This window comes from Paenibacillus monticola, from assembly GCF_009664975.1.
Classification (GTDB): domain Bacteria; phylum Bacillota; class Bacilli; order Paenibacillales; family Paenibacillaceae; genus Paenibacillus_AQ; species Paenibacillus_AQ monticola.
The window spans coordinates 1-21,357 of sequence record NZ_WJXB01000021.1 but is presented as its reverse complement, the minus strand read 5'-3'; the positions used below and the strand labels follow the sequence as shown (position 1 = coordinate 21,357).

Genomic DNA, 21,357 nt, shown 5'->3' with positions numbered 1-21,357 from the left:
CTCCTCCCGGCTCTTCATAGTTACTGCATGTTCAGGCCTGAACGGACTCTGCTTCTCCGGCAACCAATTCTTCCAGCACCTGGATGGCCCCGCTGATCCGCGTCAGGGTATACCCCAAATTGGTACGTTTCTCATCCAGCTCCTGGATCATCTGCCGGCCGGATTCAAGTTCTGCCTTCAGTTCATTCATGCGTGCTTCCAATTGTTCTTTCATGAGTTCATCCTCCTATGGTTTAAGCACCCTGCAGGGTGTCAATTTGTTTTTGCATTCTCGCTATAGCTTTCTGCTGATCCTTCATCACGCTGGTCAGAACAGCAATGATATCCATGCCGCTGATCGCCTTCTGGTCAGGGTCTGCCAGAACTGCCGGCACCTCTTCAGCAATGAACCCGAGTGTTCTTGGCTTCGTGCCTCCTTTGTACTTAAAAGAGACGGGGTTCAGCCCATCCAGCAACTGCTTCGCTTCTTTGACAGGTATATCCGCGATATTATCCTTCAGCTCACGCGAGGACCACCAGTACATGCTGCCGTTGGCATAGACACCGCCGCTGGCATGTAGATAAATGCGGTCGCCGGCATCATTGGACACGCCGATATCCAGCACGCAGTTCTCCCCGCTGGTCGGATAGAACTTGATCCAGGCAGAGTCGCCGCTACCACCGCCAGGATCTGACGGGAAGATGATACCGTTATTGCCGCTGCCCGCGCTAGGGATCAGGGCACTTCTCACTTCAAGACTGCTGTGAACAGAAGCATACGACCAGTCGTTGCCGTAATTGAGCACCAGATGGCTGCCGTTATCGACCAGAGCTCTGCCGGGAGCTCCACGGCGGCCCGGATAGCCGATGTAGAAATCGGCACAGCGTACAATGGCGGCAAATTCTTCGGCCACATCCAGCTTTTTAAATTTCCCGGCAAAGTTGAACACATCTGTTTTGATGCTGCCCAGAATCTGGAGGTCTCCTTTAATGAGGGCACCGCCATTCACCTGCAGGGAGCCGTTCACATCGAGATTATCCCAGATCGATACCCTGCGTGATCCCGATTTCCCGTTTCCCGCAATCATTAGTGAATTGTAGCTTGTGGTATCATTACTGATTTCAGCATTATTTACGGATGGACTCGTGAAGCCTGACCACCTGGACGTGAAGCGGATCGGATTTTGCCCGCTCAGGACACGCAGTTCACCTGCCACATCCAGCTTATCCGCCGGTGTTAGTGTTCCGATACCCACATTGCCGGAAGCATTCAGGGAGATATGGTCACTTCCGTCATTGGAGGTGCCTATTTCCAGCGTGCAATCCTCTCCCGTACGGGGATAGTACTTGATCCACGCCAGATCTGATCCGCCGCCGCCCGGATTGGCCGGGAAAATAATGCCGTTATGCGCTCCGTTCCCCGCACTCGGAATAATCTCCTGTGATGCCTGCATTTTACCGTTAACATACAGAAATCCATTCACATCCAGCCGATCCCAGACGGCGACCTTTCTCCCCTGTCCGGCAGACTGGTTGCCGACGATCATCAGCGCTTTGTGATCCGTGATATCATTGCTGATCTCAGCGCCGTTGATCTGATTATCAGGGAAGCCCGTCCACGAGGAGGTGAAGCGGACAGGATTCCTTCCGCTGAGAATACGCACGCTGCCATCGACATCCAGAGAATCCTCCAGCGCCTTCTGCGGGCCGATTCCGACATAGCCGTTCTTATTCCAAGAGAGCACCTGCTTGTCTGTCCGGGAGCTGTCACTATTAACCGTCCTAGTGCCGAGAACACCGCCGCTGTTCCCGAATAATACGGGTCCGTCCACATCAGCAGCGGCGAACGGCTTGCCGGTTCCGAACCAGCCCAGACCATGCGAGCTGTCAACAGTATCCGGGTTCGTGCCCTTCAGCCAAAGGATCCTGTCATCCTTGAGTGCCAGATCAGCATCGCTGTAGAGCTTGCCTGCCCCCGTGAATCCGAAGGAGGAGCCTCCTGTTGACGATAGCTTGCTGTGCCTGTGCAGCAGATCGGCAAATTCATACTTAATCAAGCTGTCCCATTCGTTGCCGTAGGCGATTTTCTTCAGATCGGTCCCGATGCCCGCCTTGAAGCATTGATCCGCCTCCACCCATACAATCCGTGCGTCATGCGTGCCGCCATCGCCCCGGTATACTTCCAGACCACCGTCACGCGGACCGGGAAATTCATAGTCTGGATCATCTGTGTTGGGACTGTTAACCTCGACGAAGCTGTTCATGATCCGCATTTCACTTTGGGATTTATCCTTGCTCTGCAGGATAAGCTCTCCCTGCAGCGTCAAATCTCCGGCAATGTTAATGGCGCCAGTGAAATGGGTTTCTGGAGCGCTAACCTCCAGGACTTTGCCTTCCTGCAGTGTATACACTGACGGCATGGCAGCCAGAGCTGCTTCATTCAGCTCCACGCTGTCCATGCTGTCTTCACTTTTAGCCTTGATGACCAGCTTCTCCGTGACCAGCTTCTTGCCAGCCGCACCTGCGTAGGTCCTAAGTGGCGTGCGGGCCACATCACTGTCATAATCGAAAATGCACGCACTGTCGATCACAATTCCAGTGCCCTCCTTGCGGGGAACCACCCGGGCCAGGACAATTTTATCGGAGCTGTCTGGTTTAGTAGTGCTGTGGCTGATCCGTCCTCGCTCCCAGGTATGAATCTCCTGTCCCTGACCACGCTCAATATTGCGTTCGGCCTCTGCCTCTTCATAGCTGATCCAGATATAGATACTTTCATTGGCGTTATACTCGGAGAGATCCACCGGATTGTCCGGGTGCCCCTCATAAATGAGAATTTCCTGGCTGATGCTCTCGTGCTTCCCATTGTTCTTGTCCTCTACCACAACTTGATTCAGAGCAAGCCCTTCCGCAATTTTCACCTTCATGTATTCTGCCAGGTCCACCAAAGGCAGCACTTTCAGCCCGCAGACAATACCCCAGGTATGCAAATAACGGTTATGCAGCCGCTGCAGGCGCAGGTTGAAATCCTGATCGAGCTTGTAATCCTCCGCATTCAGGAAGAGTCCGTCAAAGTAACGCATTCTTTTTAATTCTTTTCCCATGATTCGCTTGGCCTCCCGATCTATAATCTCTATTGCTCTGTCATACCCCCGAGTAAGGTTTCCATACCCACGCGCCCATAGACCCCCAGGCACATATGCGGGACTTCTATATTCAGGCTGGAATTGGTATAAAATGGCTTCTCCTTCCGGAGCACCTCCTGCAGGTTCCGCACCTTGCGCTGAAGAAGACTCCGGCTGTACGCCGGAAGGATGACATGAACGGAGAAATAGTTCGGCTCTGCCGCCCCCACCATCGTATTAATTCCGACACGCTGAGCATTGCCGCAGCGGACAGGCTCCTCGTAATTATTGATTTGAATGGCAGCCTCTTCACCCGCATAGACCTGCAAATATTCCGCGAGGCCGTCCAGTGTTCCGCGTTTTTTGTAGAGCTGGACAATACTGCCGATCAGCTTGCGGTTGACCGTGCTGCGGGCCGCCGCAAGCGGGAGAATCTGCCTAGGGGCAAGTGCACGTTCCCGGTTATCCTGCTCGCCGTCATATTCCACACCTTCAGCAAGCTGGAGGCCTACCCAGCCTGCAAGCCAGGGCAGAAACTGGGAAGGCGCCATTTCAGGATCAAAATACTGATGCAGCCCATCCAGCAGTGCTTCAATCCCCACTGACTCCTCGCCGGCCGCTCCCGTTTTACCGGAGAGCATCGCTTCAAAAGCCCCTAGGAAACGTCCTAGAAAAAATTGTTCGTCCGATTCCCCTGATTTCTGCTGGAACACCCTTGGAAGATACTGCACATAACTGTAATCGTTCTGGCTGCTCATGATTCCACCTCAATCTTCAGGTCCTTCAGCTTAAATAATTGGAACGGCAGCAGGTCGGGGGAGTCCAGCGTCACACTCGTCACATGATCGATTCCGGTTATGCCTTCTACCAGATGATACAGATCAGACGCATACAGCTTTCTTCCCGGAAGCCAGCCCTGGCCTTCCTCTCCGCCGCTTACCGGATCCAGAAATCGTACAATGCTGTCGTTAACGATGCTGCCGATGCTCTGGTTCTTGGCAGAAACCGTCATCTCGATCACAACATCCCGGTAATCGGGCTCCACCACATGGACACGGGTAGTCAGCAGCTTGCGGGCATCCAGATAGGCCTTTACACTTTGCTTGATCTCCGTTACTTCACGAAGCAGATCTTTCTGATTCTCAGTCTGCAGCACCATTATCACCGAGACGTGCCCGAAGGCTTCTTTACTCACTCCGGTGCCATTCTCCATATCCGTATTAATCAGACAGAGCGTGCGCACCGCGAGGTCGGGATAAGTATCCAGAATGCCTGGGATTTCCAGCAGGCTCTGCTTGGAGAGCAGCTGAAAATCCGCTACCGTTACGGCCCTGTAGCTCTCCGAGAACTGCTTCGCCCCGCGCTGTATCCCGCTTGTAAGCTCCTCCTCTTCGCCCAGAGTTATACCCAGCAGCTTGAGAAACTGCAGCTTGCTCTCATCCGTCACCTGGTCAATCCGGTAGAGAACCATTTCACTGAACCATGCGAACAGCTCCACCAGTGTAATGCCGGGATCGGAGGGATTATAATTCGTCCAATCCGGATCGTAGAGCGGAATAAGCGTTTTGGCATCCGCTACAAGCTCGTCGAAGCTAAGATCATCCAAATTCGGTACTGGAAGCGGCATAGGTTCTTCCTCCTTTCTTAGTTCAATGTCTTATTACAGCTCGATAGGAAAACAATAAGGGCAACGTACCGCTGTTTCAGGAACAGCAGTCAATTCTGTGAAATACTTGCGGTCCTCCTTGAGGATGGCTTCCAGCTTGCAGTCTGCCGTAGTCCCGGTCACATCATGAAGCAGGCCCGAATGCTTATCCATAAGATATGGAAAGATATGCTCTTCCGGCTTGTTCACCAGATGCATCCCGCCGCAGATCAGCTCATCCTCTTCAAGGAAAATATTTTCCGTGCTGATTCCATGGATCTTGAGCGGCGTGGTGTTCACATACTCATCCGTCCGGCTCAAGAAGACAATATCCTTCTGCTCGAACACGGCGGTCTTTACAAAAAACGATGCAGCACCTGAGTCCAGTCCGTTAAGAATATAGGTGCGGACCGTTAGATCATCGGTGATATCAAATTCAAGATCGCTGCCCTCGGGATAACTCCGCTCCAGCGGCCCCTCATCAAGGGTCTGACATTCCAGAATATCGCCGTCGATGGATAGGACAATCAGTTCTACCGGCTCATAGGTTCTGTAGCGGAGCCTGATAATTCCATTCTCCTTGAACCCCTTAAGCACCAGCGATTTCACTTCACTTCCGGCTTCCACCGGCTCTGCAAGCGCAAATTGAATGGAGTTGTCGTCAGAGCGGACCACACTGTATTTCGGGTATGCCGCCAGAGGCTTATATGGCCCGTTCTCCAAGGGTTCAAGCTTCACCGTAAAGCACTGCACCGAAGATTTGATGGCAATATCGGATACATAATCAACACCCGGCGTATTCTTGATCACGGCATAGACCTCGGATATATAAAGGTTCTGACCCAGATCCCAGCCCGTATCACCGTCTCCGCCATAGAGCGGATGAAAAAACTGCTTCAGGTTGTCTATGATCCGACCCTCCGCCACCTTCCGTTGGTCTGCCGAGGTGAACGCTACTGTTGCCTCCACAGAGGTCCGGACGTAATCCGGGCCGATCACTTCAATTCCCGGTTCGCTTGTGTTCAGTATCGCCGAGGTCCGTTCACACAGATAGGCTTCAATTTCACTTAGCAATTCCTGACTGGGGACAGGCTTCGGATCGTCTGTCTCCGGCACCACAATGATTGTGGCTGTGCCCGGGACGAATTCCAGATCACGGTTCATGGCACTGAGACATTTCACTTTGGCAATCTGGGGCATCGCCTCACGCACGAGCCATTCCATATCCTCGGCGGTTACGCCCCTGTTCCAGCTCTTCAGCGTATGCGGTCCGCGGATTTTTGCCTGCTCCGCTTCCTCCTGGTCAAATCCGCCGTCCGCCGCCACTGGATTCGTCACCGAATCCAGCCAGCTGAAGCTGTCCCATATCTTGGATATCGCGCCTGCGGCAACGTTTCCGGATACTCCGCCGCCATGCTTATAATCGCATAGGATGTTATCGGTTCCCGCCTGCGGGATCATACCGTTCCTTCCATCCCCGAAAATAACCGTTCCACTGCTTCTGTCCAGCAGGTAGTGTCTTCCGTCCGAGCCAGATAACGAAAAGGTGTCGACTTCCTCCCAGAGTACCCATTCGCCTTGCCCCGACGCCTCGCGGATTCTGAGGTTCTGTCCAGGCAGCACAGGCGTCTTCGATAACTGAAAGCTCTGGTTCTCTTCACCATTGCTGGAGCCCGGAATCTCACCGGCTACAGAATTCGAATTGCGGGCCCATACTGCGTTTAAGGGAATAGCATCGACCTTGGGAGAAATCTCAAAACGTCCTTCCTCCAGCCGGGCACGAATCCAATATTGCTCTGTTCCGAACAGCGGGCGCTTCTCAATATCCATCGGGAAGGCAAACTGCAGGATTTCCCTGCGTGTGAAGCCCCTGATCTCGTCATTTACGCTTAGCGTCAGCCATCTTCTACCGTCCCAGTACTCCCAGGCTACTACCGGACGCCCCAGTTGTTCACCAGTTAAAGGAAAAAAGAGCGAAACCGGCAGATTGCTGATATCACGGTCAAAGCCCAGATAGAACGTAGGCTCAAGCTCTGCACAGGGATAGAAAGGCTTGAAATACTCCCCTTCCGCCAGACATGCAGCCGACTTGTCCGCAAAGCTGAAATTATTCTCTGTAAGCACGGTTTGAGGATGCGCCTCCAGTGTGTAGCTGTAAGCAATACCGAGCTTGCGGATGGAAGGGGGAGCATAGGTCGCTTGCGTAACCTTCAGCTTAGCTATATTGATGCTCCCTTCTCCCAGCTTGACCTCTTCATCCTGGTATTCATATTTCGCATCCTCACCATAATTGCCGCCCGTGATGCGGGCACGAATCCAGTAGCGCTCTTCACCACCCAACGTCAGCAGCTTGATCCCCGGACACTCGAAGCTAAGCGTTCCACTGGCAGTTAGGCAGGCCGCACTGCCCGCCCCGTCTCCTGAAGCCGCAACCCCTTCGTCCAGCATCTCTTCCATACTGCTGATACCGAGCCATTCCTTGCCGTTCCAGTACTCCCAGCCGAGTCTCACATACGGGGTATCCGGCAGCTTGCTGATTTCCGGTTCGGACAGCTCAAGCTTCAGCGTAATCCGGGAACCCGGCTTCGAGAAGGCTTCGCTGCAGGCGATATAGAAGGTGTCGTTCACTTTGGGCTTATCCCCGAAGGGATAATAATCCTTGCCCATATCCAGCAGCGTGCCGTTGTTCACCGTCACATCCGGTGCAAGCGGCAGCGGGCTGACTACGTTTAGCTCTAAGCGGATATCCTCGATATCCGGCATCAGGGTGTCCACGGTTATGGGCGTCTTCAGCTCGGCAAATATCCACTTGCCCGGCCATTCCCGCAGCACCTCCGCCTGCTCGTAACCGGCAAGTGTCTTCGAATTCACTCCGGACAGGCGGTCGAACTGTACCACCGCCCTCCAGGCGGAATCCTCCACAGACTCGGCCATTGAAGGGGACAGCTGTACAGCGTTCCCTTCTTCATCGAAGCAGAACCAGTCCATATTCATCAGCAGATCTCCGGTTCCGTCCTGCCCTTCCGCAGCTGTAGTCAGCGCTGCATCCGGCTTGTTGAAATACACCGACAAGCGACTGCCCGGCTCCTCGAACCCGAGCAGCTCCGGGTGTCCCAGGTACAGCCTGTGAACCACCGTCGAATCGCCTCTGAACAATCTGGCACTCTGGCCGGTAGGCTCCTCTGCAAACAGATAATCCTGATTGCTCCACTGGTCCTCTTCGGGGTCAAGACTTACGGCCCTGACCGGCCTTGGCTGGATGACCGTCAAATCCTTCTCGGTTTCAAAAATCACCTCTGCCTGATTCTCGGGCTGGGCCGATACCCGGGTCCCTGCCGGAATCGTGCTGAAGGTGTCAGCATCCGGCTTCAGCTTGAAGAGCAGCGGTACTTTGGCTGCTCTGGGCGGTGTTGGATGAATGCCGATCAGATTCAAAAAGGAGGTAAAGTTCTTCTCTGGCGCCTGGTTCAGCCGGCTGATGACTTTGCCCATCATACCGGTAAAGATATGGACCAGAGCATCTACCTTCTTGTCTGCTTCCACCTCCGTCAAATCCGTCCATTCCTTGCTGCAGTATTGGTAGATTAAGCGTCTTAGTTCCGGAACCAGCTGTTCCTGATTCCGCTTATCAATGGTAGGCACAATGTTTGGCATTATTTCCCCACACTTTCAAGGAAGAATGGATAGACCAGATTATATTTGCTGTTGCTGGCCCTGATCGAATAGTCAATGGACACTTCCAGCTCAGACTGGTCGGAGCGTGGCGTGACCGTAATGTCGTCCACTTCAATCCGGGGTTCCCAGTTCTGCAGCGCCTCTTCAATGAAGCTTCTCAGCAAGGTTGCAGTGCTCATTGTATTAGGCGAGAACACCAGCTCATTCAGCCTGCAGCCGAAATCCGGCCTCATCACCCGTTCGCCGCGGGCAGTTGAAAGAATCATAATAATGGATTCTCTGATGGAGTCCTCTCCACCCGAAGAATTGATGCTGCCCCGCTGGACAGCAAAGGGGTATTTCCAGCCCCGTCCCAAAAAATCTACGACTTCCATATTTCAGCCTCCTATTAAGACCGTTCCCGCCGCAACCACCTTGCCTGCCGGGAGGTCGGCCGGATCATTGCATGTCAGCGCCGGATCACTGTTTCTGGCAGCCATTTTTCCGTTGATTTTTACCGTCGCGCTGCCGGCGATAATTTTCCCCTGATTTGCCGGAGGCTTTTGAAACGGGCCTCCCTGCGGAACATGCGCCGGCGTATTCGTGGCGGTGGAATCCACTGTAGCAGCCGGTTGCCCCATAATCTTGACGTTTGCGCTCAGAGCACCGTCCAGAATGCCCGTAAAGGGATGGGGCAAAGGCGTAGGAACGAGCGCCGATCCGGCCGGAATCATCACGATATGCGTATCGGTAGCCAGGATGCGGTCGCCTTTCTTAGCTGCAGGCTGTCCCATGAATGAAGCCCCCTCACTAATTGATGTTGACTGTAGCCCCTTTGAAGGTCATGCTGGCTGCCGCTTTGACATCCATCCCCGCCGAAGCTTCGATCTTGGTCTCAGCCGATGATTTCATTTCAATCGATTTGGCAGAGAGGGACAGCTTTCCGCTTGGGGCCGAAATTTCAATATCCTGTCCGGACAATACCGACAGCTTATTCGCTTTGGTATCAATGACGATTTTGTTCTTGCCTGATTTGTCGGTGATCTGGATGTGCTCCGCGCCGTTTTTGTCATCCAGCTTGATTACATGGCCTTTGGCGGAAGATAGTGTTATGCTCTCTTCTCCTTTGGTGTCGGCAAACTGCAGGATGTGTCCGCTGCGGGATTTGAACATACGGATATTATTTTTGCCGTCCTTGTTGGTCTCCGGCGGTGTATCCTTTCCGTTCCACAAGGACCCGATCACATAGGGGCGGTTGACATCCCCATTCTCAAAAGCTACCAGCACCTCATCGTCCACCTCAGGCAGACAAAAGGCCCCCCGCTCCTTCCCTGCCATCCAGGAAGCCATGCGTGCCCAGTTGGATTCCGGCATCCCCATCAGAGGGATCTTCACCTTCACCCGTCCAGGCCCGGGTTTATCCGCATGGTTCGCAGAGTCATTATTGATGACTATTCCTACCATTACACCGAAGATCCGCCCCTCGTTAATCATGCTGTCGACAAAATTGGTAATTCCGGGTCCCTCATTCATAGGCCAGTCCTCTTCACCTTAAAAGTCGTTGTGTAGCCCTTGCTGTCTATCTTGTGAACCGTAGCTACAATATAATAAATGCCGCTGAAGCGGTCGCCCATGCCCAGCAGCTTCACCGTCTTGCCGGCCCGGAGCAGCGGGTTCCCCCAGCACATCCCCTCCCCGGCGATGAAATCGCGGAGCCGGCTGTTGTAAGCGGCAGAAGCCAGTTTCTTAGCCTCGTTCATATCAAGCAGGTTCTCCGCCATAATGGCGATCGGCGATTCCTCAAAGGCTTTGGCGCTTAAGGAGAACCCCGATTCCTTCCCGCCCATCTTGGTCGTCTCGTCTCCGCTCTTAGCGATGGCCTCCAGCTCCTTCTTCTCCTTCACGTCCCAGCCCTTGACCTTCACCTTGCTCCCCCTGGTAAGTGCTCTCAGTTCCAGATTCAGCCGTTCAAAATCCTTCTTGAAGCTCATCTCCGGCAGCCCCGGAGCTTTCACCGACCGTGACTTGATGAAATACAGCTTCTTGTCGTCCACATATAGCTCATAATCGAGCATGGCCGCCCGTTCCAGCAGAAACTCATAATTGCTCTGATTATTCTGGAATATGTAGGGATACACGGTTCCAGTATCATCTACCACAGGGGTCAGTCCATGCTCTTTGGCGATTTCCGAAGCAATGTCGCTGTCCTTTTTCTTCAGATAAGCTTTGCTTCTCGTCCCCATACGAAGCCTGTGCAGCAGGTCATATCCGCGAATGTCCAGCACGGAATGCTCCGCGAAATTAAGATCAAGCGAAGTAATCTCCCCGCTGATCATCGGCTCAGGCTTGTCGAGTCCAAGCGACAGCTTCAATTTGTCTCCCGGCTTGATGCTCTTGAGATCTGTTCCCCGCCACATACCGCTTCCGGAATTAACCATATTCATCTGAATCGAAAATAAAGCCGGCAGATTGATTTCATCCTCCAGCGTGACTCCTTCCACCGCAGCTGTCAGCTCAGAGGACAGTTTGCTCCCATTCAGCTCAATCTTGTAATTCGCTACACTGGTGCCCATACAATCCCCGCCTTAATCCGGGATAACCAAGGTTCTCCCGATATCGTTTGTTCCAGGAAAGCCGATTGGATTGACAATCCTGTTCAGCTCGGCGATCCGGCGCCACGCCAGCGGCTCCTTCAGCGCCTCATTCGCAATGAGGTCCAGCCGGTCGCCGCTTTTGACAACCCATAGCTTCCGGCAGGCATTAAGGCCCTGGCTGTCCTCCACGCTTTTGTCCGGCTCATCCGTGATGAAGGTAACATCGAGCAGAGAGCGGACAGGTGTGCCATTATCCATGAACATTGTGAACTTCTGCTCAATTTTGCTGAGAAGTCCACGGTACGTGAATCCACCCCAGACGAACATACACACCGGCGGCTTTTTCGTGCTTTTTCCGCTGACCTTGGGGTCAAGTAGCGAGGTCAGCAGCTTGGTCTTCTTGCGCACATCCGTCCGCTGCTCATAGGTATCATAGAATAAGGAAACCTTAAATTCTGGTGTTTCTGTAATTTGAAATTGCTTATTGTTCTTCTCCCCCGTATATTTCCCTTCGAATGAAACGGTGTACTCATTGGGGTTGAACATGACCTCAATGGCTCCCACGGGCATATCCAGAGGAATAATCTTCGCTTTCTCCGCCATTATCTTAGCCCCCTCCGATCCTTGCGAATTGCCATCTTCTTTTCAAGCACCTGATAGACCCTTTCGGCCAGCTGATTCAGTTCTGCAGAATCCATTTTTGCTACTGGAGCCGCCTTGGCGAAGGCTTGGGATGGAAGCAGAGCTGCCTGTGCCTGAAGAACCGGCTCCAGGCGCTGCTGAACCGGCTCCTGCCGGGCAGTCTTAGGCGCTTCAGGCCTCCGCAGGATCAGATTGCTGTAGCTGCCTGCGTCCTGGAGGTACTCTTCATGCTCAAGGCCAGCTGTCAGGAGCTTGCTTCCGGGCTTTCTTCCCTGCGGTGCTAGCGGCAATGCCAGCCCCTTGGCGGTGTAGAGCAAGCCGGGCTTCGGCGCAACTGAAAGCCGCCCTCCCGGATATCCTGGCTTCGCAGCTCCGCTTAATGGTGCGGAGTCATACTGCTGAACCATAGATAGTAGATCTGACAGAATACCATGAGGCAGGAGGGACCGCGGGGAAGGCGGCTGCAGCCCCCGATAAATCGCTCCAGGTTCAGCAAGCAGCGGATTCAGGAGCTCCTGCCTGCTCTCCAGCTTCTCCAGCGCAGCCGCAAGTTTCTGTCCTAAGCCCAGGTGAAGAACGGGCCTTGCCAGGGAGCGCGGACCCGAATTTGGCCTGAAGATCAAGGATGGAGTGCTGTACTGTGCTTCCACAGCTGTCCCGGCAGAGCCTGAGACTGCCTCTCTATTACTCTTCAGTGCCATAGTTGGAGGCCCAGCCTGCTCATAAGGAAATGTTCCCGGCTCAGGCTTCTGCCTCAATGGCTGATCAATGGTTCCGGTGTCAGCACCTTGAGTTAACATATAGGACCGCATCGTCTGCAACTGATGACGAGCTGTGGGCAAATACTGAGCAGCCTTATCCGTAATGGATTCACGCTGCCGTGAATCTCCGGAATCAGGCTGAAGCCCGCTTCCAGTGCGCCGCTCTACCAGATTCCTTCCCGCTGCAGCCACTCCCGGCATCTGCGGAAGGTAAAACCTTAACGGGGCCGCCGTCCGCTCCTGATTGCTCTCGGCAGCCTGGGCGGCAACAGGTTCCACGGTACTCTTCGCCAAATTTTCAGTGCGATATACCGTTGTTACCAGATGTTCACGGCTTTGCCTCTTCCGGACTCTCTCCTGTAATACCTGGATGGGGCTTAGTCTCCCCGCAGTAGAGTGGCCTCCGCTCTGTTCACCCTCATAGTGTCCTGGAGAGGAAGGCGGATTGCTGATTCCAGCTCCATGTCTACTCTGAGCAATGTGCAGCATGCGGTTTACCGTCCCCGAAACCGTCCTAACCTGCGTTACGGGATAATAGGTAGTATGGTGTATATGCGTTTGCTTAACAGGATGGATGCTGTTAATAACCATGTGTGCAGGCTGCACAGCTTCCGGCTCCGCGAACAGCAAAGAATATTGCCGCAGGATCAGGTTCTGAAAACTGCTCCGCCATCTGGTCATGCCGTACTTCCCCAGAATGGCCTGGATGAAATCCATTTGCTTAAGGTTCGCAGGGGAGGCTGTTGTCCGAATGCTCCGATTCATTACCGGTACCTGTACAGCCCGTTATGAGTCAAAACCAGACTCTCCACAGCCACCGCGCTGCTGCTGGCGCTGAACGCCGGGCCTTCCCATTTGATGGGGCAAGCTTCGATAAAGTTCCACCACACCTTTGGCGTGCCGGAATGATCCAGCAGACAGATGGACCCACTGCGCCGTTTGACCACTCCATTGACCACATTCTGATACCAGTTCCACAGATATTCATCGTTCGTGACCCCGTTTTTCAGCGTCAGATCCGAGTATTTGGTCTGTCCGAGGAAAACAAATTCCTTATGATTCTCGCCGCCGAAGGTTTTGCGCTCCACCTGGGTCTCAATACTAAGGCCAGAGACCTCGGAGAAGCCGGCGACAGATATCCCATCAATCTCCACAATGAAGTTAAAGGCAAGATAGGGATCTTCCCTGTAACCGGGCACCCAATTTCTTTTCGCACCGATATTTAGAATATTTGCCTTCATGTTATCCTCCTAAGCCTCAAAGAAGTTCTTCTTCTCTTCCCCGCCACTCAGCCTTTGGTTGATTTTGCTGACTTCGCTGCACCAGCGATCCCGTTCAGTATGCTCCAGGTTCAGCACGGCTGCATAGTCCCAGTGCAGATAGTAGGTTAGAAAGGCTACCTCCTCATAGAGGCGGTCAAGGGGGTAGCCGACTATTCCCCCAGCGATTCCAGTTCAAGCACAAACGGCTGCTCGCATTTGGGGCATTTCGCATGAATTGAATTAGTACCGTTCTGGTTGATCCGGTTATACATATCCTGCAAATAAGCAAAATCCGAGGTATACAATTCTTCAATCACTCTCGGCGTGATCATGCCAAGCCCGCCCAGGGTGGTTACCACTCTGGAGAGCAGGATCACGGTCAGATAGGCGGGGTTCTGCTGAACCCGGGAGTCCCGGAGCGGTGTGATTTCATCCGCAGCAGTTGCCAGACGCATGGTGCCCTGCTTATGCAGAGTGCCTGCTTCATCCACGTACCCCTTGGGAAGGGTAAAGCTGAATTCGGTTTGCAATAATTCCATGATCTCCCTCGCTTCTTCTTCAGAAAATTCTTTGTGCCTTGGCTTCCCTCCAGCATCCCCAACAGTGAATTTGATTCCCATACCGTCCATCTCATGTTTTGGAGTATCGCCTCAAATTCTAGGGCGACGATGAGCGGGAAAGCTATTTCACTCTGCGTACACCTTCATGCACGAGCTCCATCGATTCGACGGAGACTTCATTCCCTTTAGCGCTGAGTGCGCTGACATCATACTTAATTGGCCAGGCCTCGAGGATATCCCATTGTGCCTTGTCATTGCCTTCTTCATCCACCAGGATGATCGACAAGCTCTTGCGGTTCTTCAGCGCACCCTTGTCTTCAATCGACTTGCGCCAGTTGTAGAGCTCCAGGGAATCGGTAAGACCTTTTTTCAAGGTGATATTCCCGAATTTGGTCAGTCCCGACAGCTTGCGTGCATGCGGAGCATCGATGCCCTCGCGGTAATCTACAGCTTCTGTGGAAGTATCCGGAATTGTCGCGTCTGCAAATGCTGCGGTTTGAATACCGTCAATCACGACCCGGAAGCGGTAATTGCGGTACGGATCCAATCTTTTGCCGGTTGCCATAGGATAAATCTCCTCTCAATCTCTTATTTGGATAGGGTCTTCTGGCTGACCCGGATCACTACGAATTCAGCTGGTTTGACCGGGGCCACGCCGACTTCAATAATCAGTTGGCCTGCATCCCGCACGGCAGGAGGATTGTTCTCCTCGTCCACCTTAACGAAAAAGGCTTCTTCCTGCGTGGTTCCATAAAGTGCGCCGTCTCTCCACACACGGGTCAGGAAGGCTGTGAGGTTTCGCTTCACCTTGCCCCAGAGGCTAGGGTCATTGGGTTCAAATACAACCCATTGGCTACCTTCATCCAGCGACTCCTCAATGTACATCATCAGACGACGGACGTTGACGTAATTCCATTCGGAGTCGGAGGACAGGGTTCTGGCTCCCCAGACGCAAATACCTTCCGGCAAGGAGCGGATTACGTTGATACCGTCGGGATTGAGCAGCTCCTGCTCAGCCTTGGTGATGATCTTCTCAATGCCGACTACGGAATCAAGGTACCCGTCCGTTGTACCAGCCGGTGCTTTGTGGACACCGCGTACGGAATCGACATAAGCATAAGTACCGGCAACAGCGCCTGATGGCGGCACGAGCTTTTGCTTCCCTGTGAGCGGATCGTTAATGTAAACCCATGGATAGTAGAGGGCACCGTAGGAGGTATTGAACGAATTGCCCGAGTATTCTCCTGCGCCTTCCTTGAAATCCTTGACTTCCAGCGGGCTCAGCCCATGCGGAGGATCAACGATGAAGATGCAGTCTTTTCTCAGCTTGCAGTAATTAAGCATGTCCAGGAATGTGCCCCGGCTGTAGGCCATATCCGCAAGGTCTGGAGCAGCTACAATGTTGATGCCGTCAATCGTATCGAAGGCGTGGATGCCCGCCCGGCTGGCCGAATCCCCCAGGAAATCGATCGGAGACATCCCGTTCACACCACCGCTGAGCGACAGAGCCGTTACGTTAATGGCCGGTGTTTTTTCCATGTTTTCCAGAATGGTCAGATCGACCAGCGGCTTCACACTAACAAAAGCGGAAACCTGATTCACCTTCTCCTCGAAATTGATCAACAGCATGTTATCGAAAATCTCGACGATTTTGCCCTCTTCGTCTTCTCCGGTATATTCATCATCAAAATCACTGTCCAGCAGATACTGCACAATCATTTTGAAGCCGAATTGCTGCTTGTTGGAGGACTGGCTGATCTTCACCGAAATCCGGTTGCCCCAATCCCCTTCCGAGCGCGCAACCACCTTGAACAGATCCAGGTTATCTGTATCTCTGACCGTAAGCGAAGCAGGCCGGATGTCGGTGGAAGCTGCTCTTACTACGTAGCAGGAGGTTCCTCCTTCCGCGAAAAAGCTGTACACGGCATAAGCCAGATAGCCATTCGGGATAAATTGGCCGAATTCATTGACGAATTGGCTCCAGTTCGTGACCAGTACCGCTTTGCCGATCACACCTTTTTCTGCGATCCCAACGAACGCCCCTACAGATGTGCCTACGCCGGCAATCGGCTTGACACCGCTTGAGACTTCCTCCACGTACACTCCTGGCGATAGATAATTTGCCATCTCTTACCCTCCTAAAAGTTTTGTTAGCTTATGCATCAGTGACAGAGCTTCGTACAAAACTGACTTCGGAAGCATAAACTTAAGTTTTGTAAGCTTATGCTTCAGTGAGATTGCTTCGACAAAACTGACTTCGAAAGCATAAACTTAAGTTTTGTTAGCCTATGCTTCGATTGAAGCATCTGCTAGATTTTGCGGATAATCCGCTTCTATGGGTGCCTTGCAACGAGTTCCCTCCATGAATCACTCCTTTCAAAGAAAGAGCCTGGGCCTGTCTATCTAAATGGGATGAATGCCCAGATCCTTAACCTCAACCCGTGGAATCATGATCGTCTTATCCGCAGGCAGCCTTACCGGTGACACCAGATAGGACAGGCTCACCTTGGCAGGCTTCCCGGGAAAAACCTCCCACAGCTGCTTGATATCCTGAATCGTCAGATTATTATAGGAGATCCGGATCTTCTCATTGCCACATTCCGCAAGGTTGCCCGTCAGGTCGGTGCCGCTGAGCACCGGATGCTCATGGAACAGCTGAAAGATTCTGCCCAGGATAAGCTGCTCCGTTTCTCTGTCCTTGGCATACGGTGTGAGCAGATAGTACAAATCTAGATAAGCCGGCGGATAAAAGAACTCATTCGTGCCGCTGATCTCTTCCTTCTCACTGTTGCGCATGCTCGGGCTATGGCTCAGATAATACAAACACATTGAGAGCTTCATGGTTGAGCTGTCAATGTCGCTTGGAGAGCCGAAGCTGATGAAGCTGTCATCATTCAGCTCTGGCACATTTGCTTTCAGCAGCGCCTTCAGGCTGGTGCTGACATCTCTTATTACCGTACCGGTATCTACGGCCATGCTTATTTCACCTCGATCAGTTTGTGATAGGGTGCATAATCCGATTGCAAAAAGGTTTTGCCCAGCTTGAGATATTCCCGCTTGGCCGCCAGCATGATCTGCTTCATCCCGATGGGACAGCTCTCATGTGCGGCATAGAAGGCAGCGTTCAAGGCAATGTTCTTGATGTTGCCTCCGGCAAGAATGAACTTCTCCGCCATGAAATCGTAATCCATATCCGGATCGAGCGGCGCTCCTGCCGGGAACATCCCCCGCCAGAGCAGCCTGCGCTGCTGTTTTTCCGGGAACGGGAATTCCAGCTTGAAGTGCAGTCTGCGTGCAAAGGCATCGTCCAGATTCTGATTCAAATTGGTCGCCAGAATCACGATCCCCGTATACTCCTCCATCTTCTGCAGCAGATAGCTGATTTCCACATTCGCATACCGGTCATGGGCGTCCTTGACCTCTGAGCGTTTGCCGAATAAGGCATCTGCTTCATCAAAAAAGAGAATGGCGTTGGAGGTCTCTGCCTCGTCAAAAATCCGCGACAGGTTCTTCTCCGTCTCCCCGATATACTTGCTCACAATCTGCGAGACATCGATCTTGTAGATTTCCAGGTTCAGCTCCGTCGCAATGACCTCAGCTGCCATCGTCTTCCCGGAGCCCGGCGGGCCGGAAAACAGAATGTTCAACCCTCTTCCGAGGGACAGCCGTCCCGCAAAGCCCCATTCCCCGTAGACCAGCGAGCGGTATTTCACCTGACGGCAGATTTCCTCCAGCTGGCTCAGCTGATCATTGGGAAGCACCAGCATGTCCCAGGTATACATGGCCCGGATCTTCGTCGCGAGCGCCTGGATTTTGCGGCTGGACTGGAAGTAACACGCCTGATACAAGTCTTTGGCAGCCACCTCGGTCCCTCCGGAACCATTCCATACGGCAATATTCTCGCCACCGGTCAGCGCGGACCGGATCTGCCCGGAAGTGAAGCGGAAGCTGCCGCTGAAATCCGCCAGCTCGATCTGCGAAGACAAGCGGTAGTCTTGACCCAAGGCAACCCACGTCTCCTTGCGTGCAGCTGCATCTGGAAAGGGCAAGTCGATTTGCATGAAGTTCAGCTTAACCCCGGTTAAACTGATTCCCCACTGCGCTTCACCAAGGATAAAAGTCAAAGGCGCATAGGCAGCCAGCATGTCTATCAAAAGATGGATTTTCAGCCTGTAGCGGTCGTCCTCTGTCACCATGCTGTCGAAGCTGGTTAAGCAGAGGGCTGTATTCTCCAGCAGCGCATGCCGTCCAAGCAGCCTAACTATTTCACCGAAATCAATCTCGGGAAGCAGCAGCTTGTCCATATCGGCAACCAGCAGAGATAATCCCAGCTTGCCGCAAACACCCCGGATACCGCCTAGTTTCCCGGCCTCATCCGGGCCGCAGCAGTATAGTAGGCTGCCGGAACTGCGTTCTTCGCCACCGCTGTAATGCTTCACAAACCGCAGCATCTTCTGCTCCAGTTCATCAGGAAAGCGGGTCTGCAGCGGAATCGGAACAGTATTCAGGCTGGCTATCTTCGTCAAACGCTCATCCAGCACCTCATAGCCAAGCAGCAGGTTCACCACCCAGTCCTCCAGCTTCAGCGGCCGGGCAATCAACGGCGTACGGCTGTCGCCGTATTCGCCCCTTCGCTCCAGCAGAAATTTCATCAGCGGCGCATTTGCATCGAATAGCAGTCGGGCTGCAAGCCGCTCTTCCTCTGCCCCTGTGAACAATCCCAAGACAAAATCAACCGAAGGACGCTTATCCGACATGTCATTCTGCAGGTAGGCGTAGATACGTTCATACTTCCGGTCCAGCTCAGGGGCCAGACAAGCGACAAGGATGCTTACTTCCAGTCCCGTCAGGTTCAACACGGAAGCTACCAGCGGGAGCATAAGCCGGGGAGCTTGGTTGGCGAACTGCCCGTGGGATTGCCCGTAGCTGGCCTTCAACCTGACAGCAATTTGCCGTTCCAGATGAGCTATTTCCGCTGTTAGGAGATTTATGTAACGGCTATCTTCAGGCTGGACATCGAGCAGACTGCGGATCTCTTCGTCTATAAGCGCCAGCTCGGGGTCTGACTGCGGTGCCTCAAGCAACCTGAGCTGAAGCCGGAGCTCCAGCAGTTGCAGTTCATCTGCTAGATGCTCGTGGTTGGAGCTATAGGGCTGGACTGGTCCGCTGCCTTCATGTTGTAGAAAGGCATTGGGAGCAGGCGTATGGACGGCGGCTGGTTTGCTTGCTGAAGTATGAGCGGGTACGGGCGCTTCTGAAGCAAGAGTAACTGATGAGGATGCTGTTACGTTTGGATCAGAAACATTATTCGCTGGATCAGGAGCTGTTGCAGCTTCCCTTTCCGCACACTCGGCTTCCGGCATTTCCTGACGAAAGGTTCTGGCCAATTTTTTGAATTTCATCGCCTGTTAGGTCCTCACTCTATATTTTCTCATTCATATATAAAGTAAGTTTGGGGAGGGGGATTACAACTGGGTGGGAAAATTTTCAATGTTCCAACAAGTCTCTTTTCACAAAATCATACTTCCATGCATCGATACAGTTTTGTTGAAACCATAGCAAAAAGGTCACATGGTGTTTATCGCACCAGTGACCTTAATAAATACAATCCGTTTGTCCTTTATGCAAAGCTGTCAAGGGTAATACTCTAATGATTTGACTTCAAACTACCCTTGATTTTCCACATAATCCTCAATGAACTTTCTGTTTTTTTCTCCGCTCGGAAGTAAACCTAAATGCTTATATTCAAAAATCATTTGTCGTTGAGTCAGGGTTATTTTAGATGCTAAGAAATCTTCATACCCATAATTAATGTTGATTTTTCCGGGATATTTCAATATCAGAGTTAAATTCGTCCATTTCTCTTGATCATTATTAATAAATATTTGTCTTAATTCTTCAAATTTCGCTTGCAGACCCATTAATAAGTTATCATAAATTTCTTCGCTAACACCGTATTCGCTAGGAATATCATGAGAGTATTTAAAGTCCATATTCTCTGCAGTTTTGAAATAGAAGTATACATTGGTAGAGTCGTCCAGAACCTCAGCATGCAAAAAAATCTCATACCATTGATCACCGGGCAGCATATTTAATAAATGCTCTGCAATCTGAGCGTATAGCGGATCTAATTGTTTTTCCATATTATTCTAACCTCCAACTTGATTTTTTATATTAGGTCTTTGAGTCCTTCCCCCATTTATTGAGTATTCTATGTTGAAGCTGATAGGTCTAACAGAATTATCGGAGTATTGGGGTTTTATTTTAACTTTTACATTTCCTCCTCCGTTTAATGCTGCTGCCCATTCTTGTTCCATCTTATGCCATCTTCCGCCAGCTTCATTAATTTGCGAATTCATAGCAACTAAATTATCAATTCCCCCAGAACCTTTAAATTGGCTACCGATCAAGTGTCCGCCATCATCTCGCTCAGGATACTGCCCACGGATTCTTTCATTTCCTCCCACATTACTTTGAGCGTATTGATTTCTTGTGCCATTTCCGAGTTGCAAATCAGCTTCAACATTAAAAATGCGACCCAATTCATCCGTTTCATACGAATAACCTTCTGGTGAAGTATACTTTACATTTGGTTTCAGTATTTTTTTGTTGCCGTTTTGATCTATATGTTCTCCATATTTAATTGGAGCCTTACTATTTTTTTCAATTGTATTAAGACTTTCAAGTTGAATCTTGCTCTTAGCTCCATCTGCACTTTCAGCAATAGCCTTTAACTCTGTATCTTCCAGCTTACTGAGTTTACTATATTCTGCATCGCTAAGCTTGATTGGCTTCTTGCCGTCAAGTTCTAGCTGTTTCAATTCCTTTTCGAGATTCTGCTCCTTGATGTCCCGTAATTCCCCGTCAATCAGCAGCACCCAAGGATTCACCTCGCCGTAAAGACGGATATGCTTACCCTTGCGCTCCAGCTTGAACTTCTTGAACTTGAACTTCTGCAGAATCCGGTCAACCAGACCCTTGAGCTTTGAGGCCCCCTTCATGAGCCCTTTCTGCAGGCTCTTGATCACGATTTTACCATTGCGTATTATCATGCTGCCGCTCTTGGATGTAAGCTTTGCTCCGGATTTCAACAAGCTCTTGATGCCCTTGGCTCCTGCACCCGCTGCCTTCTTGACTC

At 52.0% G+C, this 21,357-nt stretch carries 20 protein-coding genes; all 20 read right to left on the bottom strand.

All coding sequences use genetic code 11. The features are described from left to right. Positions 1-31: 31 nt before the first annotated feature. The 20 genes from GJB61_RS29805 to GJB61_RS29715 all read right to left on the bottom strand — a co-directional run bounded on the left by GJB61_RS29805 (position 32) and on the right by GJB61_RS29715 (position 21,220). Complete coding sequence (locus GJB61_RS29805) at positions 32-214, bottom strand: hypothetical protein (RefSeq protein WP_154122658.1); 183 nt, start codon at positions 212-214, stop codon at positions 32-34. Positions 215-233: 19 nt separating this feature from the next. Then, entirely contained in the window at positions 234-3,080 is a 2,847-nt protein-coding gene (locus tag GJB61_RS29800; RefSeq protein WP_154122657.1) for a tail fiber domain-containing protein, read from the bottom strand. A gap of 29 nt (positions 3,081-3,109) precedes the next feature. Beyond that, on the bottom strand, positions 3,110-3,859 hold the full coding sequence (locus tag GJB61_RS29795) for a phage tail protein (protein WP_154122656.1): 750 nt from the start codon (positions 3,857-3,859) through the stop codon (positions 3,110-3,112). After that, complete coding sequence (locus GJB61_RS29790) at positions 3,856-4,728, bottom strand: baseplate J/gp47 family protein (protein ID WP_154122655.1); 873 nt, start codon at positions 4,726-4,728, stop codon at positions 3,856-3,858. Before GJB61_RS29790 ends, GJB61_RS29795 begins: the two co-directional genes overlap by 4 nt. Before the next feature lie 33 nt (positions 4,729-4,761). Continuing rightward, a complete protein-coding gene (locus tag GJB61_RS29785) occupies positions 4,762-8,400 on the bottom strand; it encodes a putative baseplate assembly protein (protein WP_154122654.1) in 3,639 nt (1,212 codons plus the stop codon). Further along, on the bottom strand, positions 8,400-8,795 hold the full coding sequence (locus tag GJB61_RS29780; RefSeq protein WP_154122653.1) for a GPW/gp25 family protein: 396 nt from the start codon (positions 8,793-8,795) through the stop codon (positions 8,400-8,402). Before GJB61_RS29780 ends, GJB61_RS29785 begins: the two co-directional genes overlap by 1 nt. Before the next feature lie 3 nt (positions 8,796-8,798). Continuing rightward, positions 8,799-9,134: a PAAR domain-containing protein gene (locus GJB61_RS29775; RefSeq protein ID WP_229522532.1), complete on the bottom strand. Its 336-nt coding sequence runs from the start codon at positions 9,132-9,134 to the stop codon at positions 8,799-8,801. A 76-nt stretch (positions 9,135-9,210) separates the two neighbouring features. Beyond that, positions 9,211-9,933, bottom strand: a complete 723-nt coding sequence (locus tag GJB61_RS29770) for a phage baseplate assembly protein V (protein WP_154122651.1) — start codon at positions 9,931-9,933, stop codon at positions 9,211-9,213. Then, positions 9,930-10,973, bottom strand: a complete 1,044-nt coding sequence (locus GJB61_RS29765) for a phage late control D family protein (protein ID WP_154122650.1) — start codon at positions 10,971-10,973, stop codon at positions 9,930-9,932. Before GJB61_RS29765 ends, GJB61_RS29770 begins: the two co-directional genes overlap by 4 nt. 12 nt (positions 10,974-10,985) lie before the next feature. After that, positions 10,986-11,597 (bottom strand): CIS tube protein, encoded by a 612-nt coding sequence (locus GJB61_RS29760; protein WP_154122649.1) that lies wholly within the window; start codon positions 11,595-11,597, stop codon positions 10,986-10,988. Then, positions 11,597-13,162 carry a hypothetical protein gene (locus tag GJB61_RS29755; RefSeq protein ID WP_154122648.1) on the bottom strand — a complete coding sequence of 522 codons (1,566 nt, stop codon included), beginning with the start codon at positions 13,160-13,162 and terminating at the stop codon, positions 11,597-11,599. Before GJB61_RS29755 ends, GJB61_RS29760 begins: the two co-directional genes overlap by 1 nt. Next, positions 13,162-13,638: a phage tail protein gene (locus GJB61_RS29750; RefSeq protein WP_154122647.1), complete on the bottom strand. Its 477-nt coding sequence runs from the start codon at positions 13,636-13,638 to the stop codon at positions 13,162-13,164. Before GJB61_RS29750 ends, GJB61_RS29755 begins: the two co-directional genes overlap by 1 nt. Positions 13,639-13,647: 9 nt before the next feature. Then, positions 13,648-13,833 (bottom strand): DUF6760 family protein, encoded by a 186-nt coding sequence (locus GJB61_RS32660; RefSeq protein ID WP_420819783.1) that lies wholly within the window; start codon positions 13,831-13,833, stop codon positions 13,648-13,650. Then, the gene (locus tag GJB61_RS29745; protein WP_338116196.1) at positions 13,830-14,279 is read right to left on the bottom strand and encodes a hypothetical protein; all 450 of its coding nucleotides are present in this window, start codon (positions 14,277-14,279) and stop codon (positions 13,830-13,832) included. Before GJB61_RS29745 ends, GJB61_RS32660 begins: the two co-directional genes overlap by 4 nt. 61 nt (positions 14,280-14,340) lie before the next feature. Beyond that, positions 14,341-14,784 (bottom strand): phage tail protein, encoded by a 444-nt coding sequence (locus GJB61_RS29740; RefSeq protein ID WP_019910188.1) that lies wholly within the window; start codon positions 14,782-14,784, stop codon positions 14,341-14,343. A 23-nt stretch (positions 14,785-14,807) separates the two neighbouring features. Beyond that, positions 14,808-16,346 (bottom strand): phage tail sheath family protein, encoded by a 1,539-nt coding sequence (locus GJB61_RS29735; protein WP_154122646.1) that lies wholly within the window; start codon positions 16,344-16,346, stop codon positions 14,808-14,810. 276 nt (positions 16,347-16,622) lie between these two features. Beyond that, positions 16,623-17,195 (bottom strand): Pvc16 family protein, encoded by a 573-nt coding sequence (locus tag GJB61_RS29730; protein WP_154122645.1) that lies wholly within the window; start codon positions 17,193-17,195, stop codon positions 16,623-16,625. Between the two features lie 2 nt (positions 17,196-17,197). Then, complete coding sequence (locus GJB61_RS29725; protein WP_154122644.1) at positions 17,198-19,621, bottom strand: ATP-binding protein; 2,424 nt, start codon at positions 19,619-19,621, stop codon at positions 17,198-17,200. 264 nt (positions 19,622-19,885) lie between these two features. Then, positions 19,886-20,362: an antitoxin YezG family protein gene (locus tag GJB61_RS29720; protein ID WP_154122643.1), complete on the bottom strand. Its 477-nt coding sequence runs from the start codon at positions 20,360-20,362 to the stop codon at positions 19,886-19,888. A 6-nt stretch (positions 20,363-20,368) separates the two neighbouring features. After that, entirely contained in the window at positions 20,369-21,220 is an 852-nt protein-coding gene (locus GJB61_RS29715; RefSeq protein ID WP_229522525.1) for a DNA/RNA non-specific endonuclease, read from the bottom strand. Positions 21,221-21,357: the final 137 nt, after the last annotated feature.

What these genes read in the sequence shown, in the direction of transcription:
- GJB61_RS29805 (WP_154122658.1), bottom strand. Translation starts at nt 214, where the DNA reads ATGAAAGAACAATTGGAAGCACGCATGAATGAACTGAAGGCAGAACTT.
- GJB61_RS29800 (WP_154122657.1), bottom strand. Translation starts at nt 3,080, where the DNA reads ATGGGAAAAGAATTAAAAAGAATGCGTTACTTTGACGGACTCTTCCTG.
- GJB61_RS29795 (WP_154122656.1), bottom strand. Translation starts at nt 3,859, where the DNA reads ATGAGCAGCCAGAACGATTACAGTTATGTGCAGTATCTTCCAAGGGTG.
- GJB61_RS29790 (WP_154122655.1), bottom strand. Translation starts at nt 4,728, where the DNA reads ATGCCGCTTCCAGTACCGAATTTGGATGATCTTAGCTTCGACGAGCTT.
- GJB61_RS29785 (WP_154122654.1), bottom strand. Translation starts at nt 8,400, where the DNA reads ATGCCAAACATTGTGCCTACCATTGATAAGCGGAATCAGGAACAGCTG.
- GJB61_RS29780 (WP_154122653.1), bottom strand. Translation starts at nt 8,795, where the DNA reads ATGGAAGTCGTAGATTTTTTGGGACGGGGCTGGAAATACCCCTTTGCT.
- GJB61_RS29775 (WP_229522532.1), bottom strand. Translation starts at nt 9,134, where the DNA reads ATGATTCCGGCCGGATCGGCGCTCGTTCCTACGCCTTTGCCCCATCCC.
- GJB61_RS29770 (WP_154122651.1), bottom strand. Translation starts at nt 9,933, where the DNA reads ATGAATGAGGGACCCGGAATTACCAATTTTGTCGACAGCATGATTAAC.
- GJB61_RS29765 (WP_154122650.1), bottom strand. Translation starts at nt 10,973, where the DNA reads ATGGGCACCAGTGTAGCGAATTACAAGATTGAGCTGAATGGGAGCAAA.
- GJB61_RS29760 (WP_154122649.1), bottom strand. Translation starts at nt 11,597, where the DNA reads ATGGCGGAGAAAGCGAAGATTATTCCTCTGGATATGCCCGTGGGAGCC.
- GJB61_RS29755 (WP_154122648.1), bottom strand. Translation starts at nt 13,162, where the DNA reads ATGAATCGGAGCATTCGGACAACAGCCTCCCCTGCGAACCTTAAGCAA.
- GJB61_RS29750 (WP_154122647.1), bottom strand. Translation starts at nt 13,638, where the DNA reads ATGAAGGCAAATATTCTAAATATCGGTGCGAAAAGAAATTGGGTGCCC.
- GJB61_RS29745 (WP_338116196.1), bottom strand. Translation starts at nt 14,279, where the DNA reads ATGGGAATCAAATTCACTGTTGGGGATGCTGGAGGGAAGCCAAGGCAC.
- GJB61_RS29740 (WP_019910188.1), bottom strand. Translation starts at nt 14,784, where the DNA reads ATGGCAACCGGCAAAAGATTGGATCCGTACCGCAATTACCGCTTCCGG.
- GJB61_RS29735 (WP_154122646.1), bottom strand. Translation starts at nt 16,346, where the DNA reads ATGGCAAATTATCTATCGCCAGGAGTGTACGTGGAGGAAGTCTCAAGC.
- GJB61_RS29730 (WP_154122645.1), bottom strand. Translation starts at nt 17,195, where the DNA reads ATGGCCGTAGATACCGGTACGGTAATAAGAGATGTCAGCACCAGCCTG.
- GJB61_RS29725 (WP_154122644.1), bottom strand. Translation starts at nt 19,621, where the DNA reads ATGAAATTCAAAAAATTGGCCAGAACCTTTCGTCAGGAAATGCCGGAA.
- GJB61_RS29720 (WP_154122643.1), bottom strand. Translation starts at nt 20,362, where the DNA reads ATGGAAAAACAATTAGATCCGCTATACGCTCAGATTGCAGAGCATTTA.
- GJB61_RS29715 (WP_229522525.1), bottom strand. Translation starts at nt 21,220, where the DNA reads ATGAAGGGGGCCTCAAAGCTCAAGGGTCTGGTTGACCGGATTCTGCAG.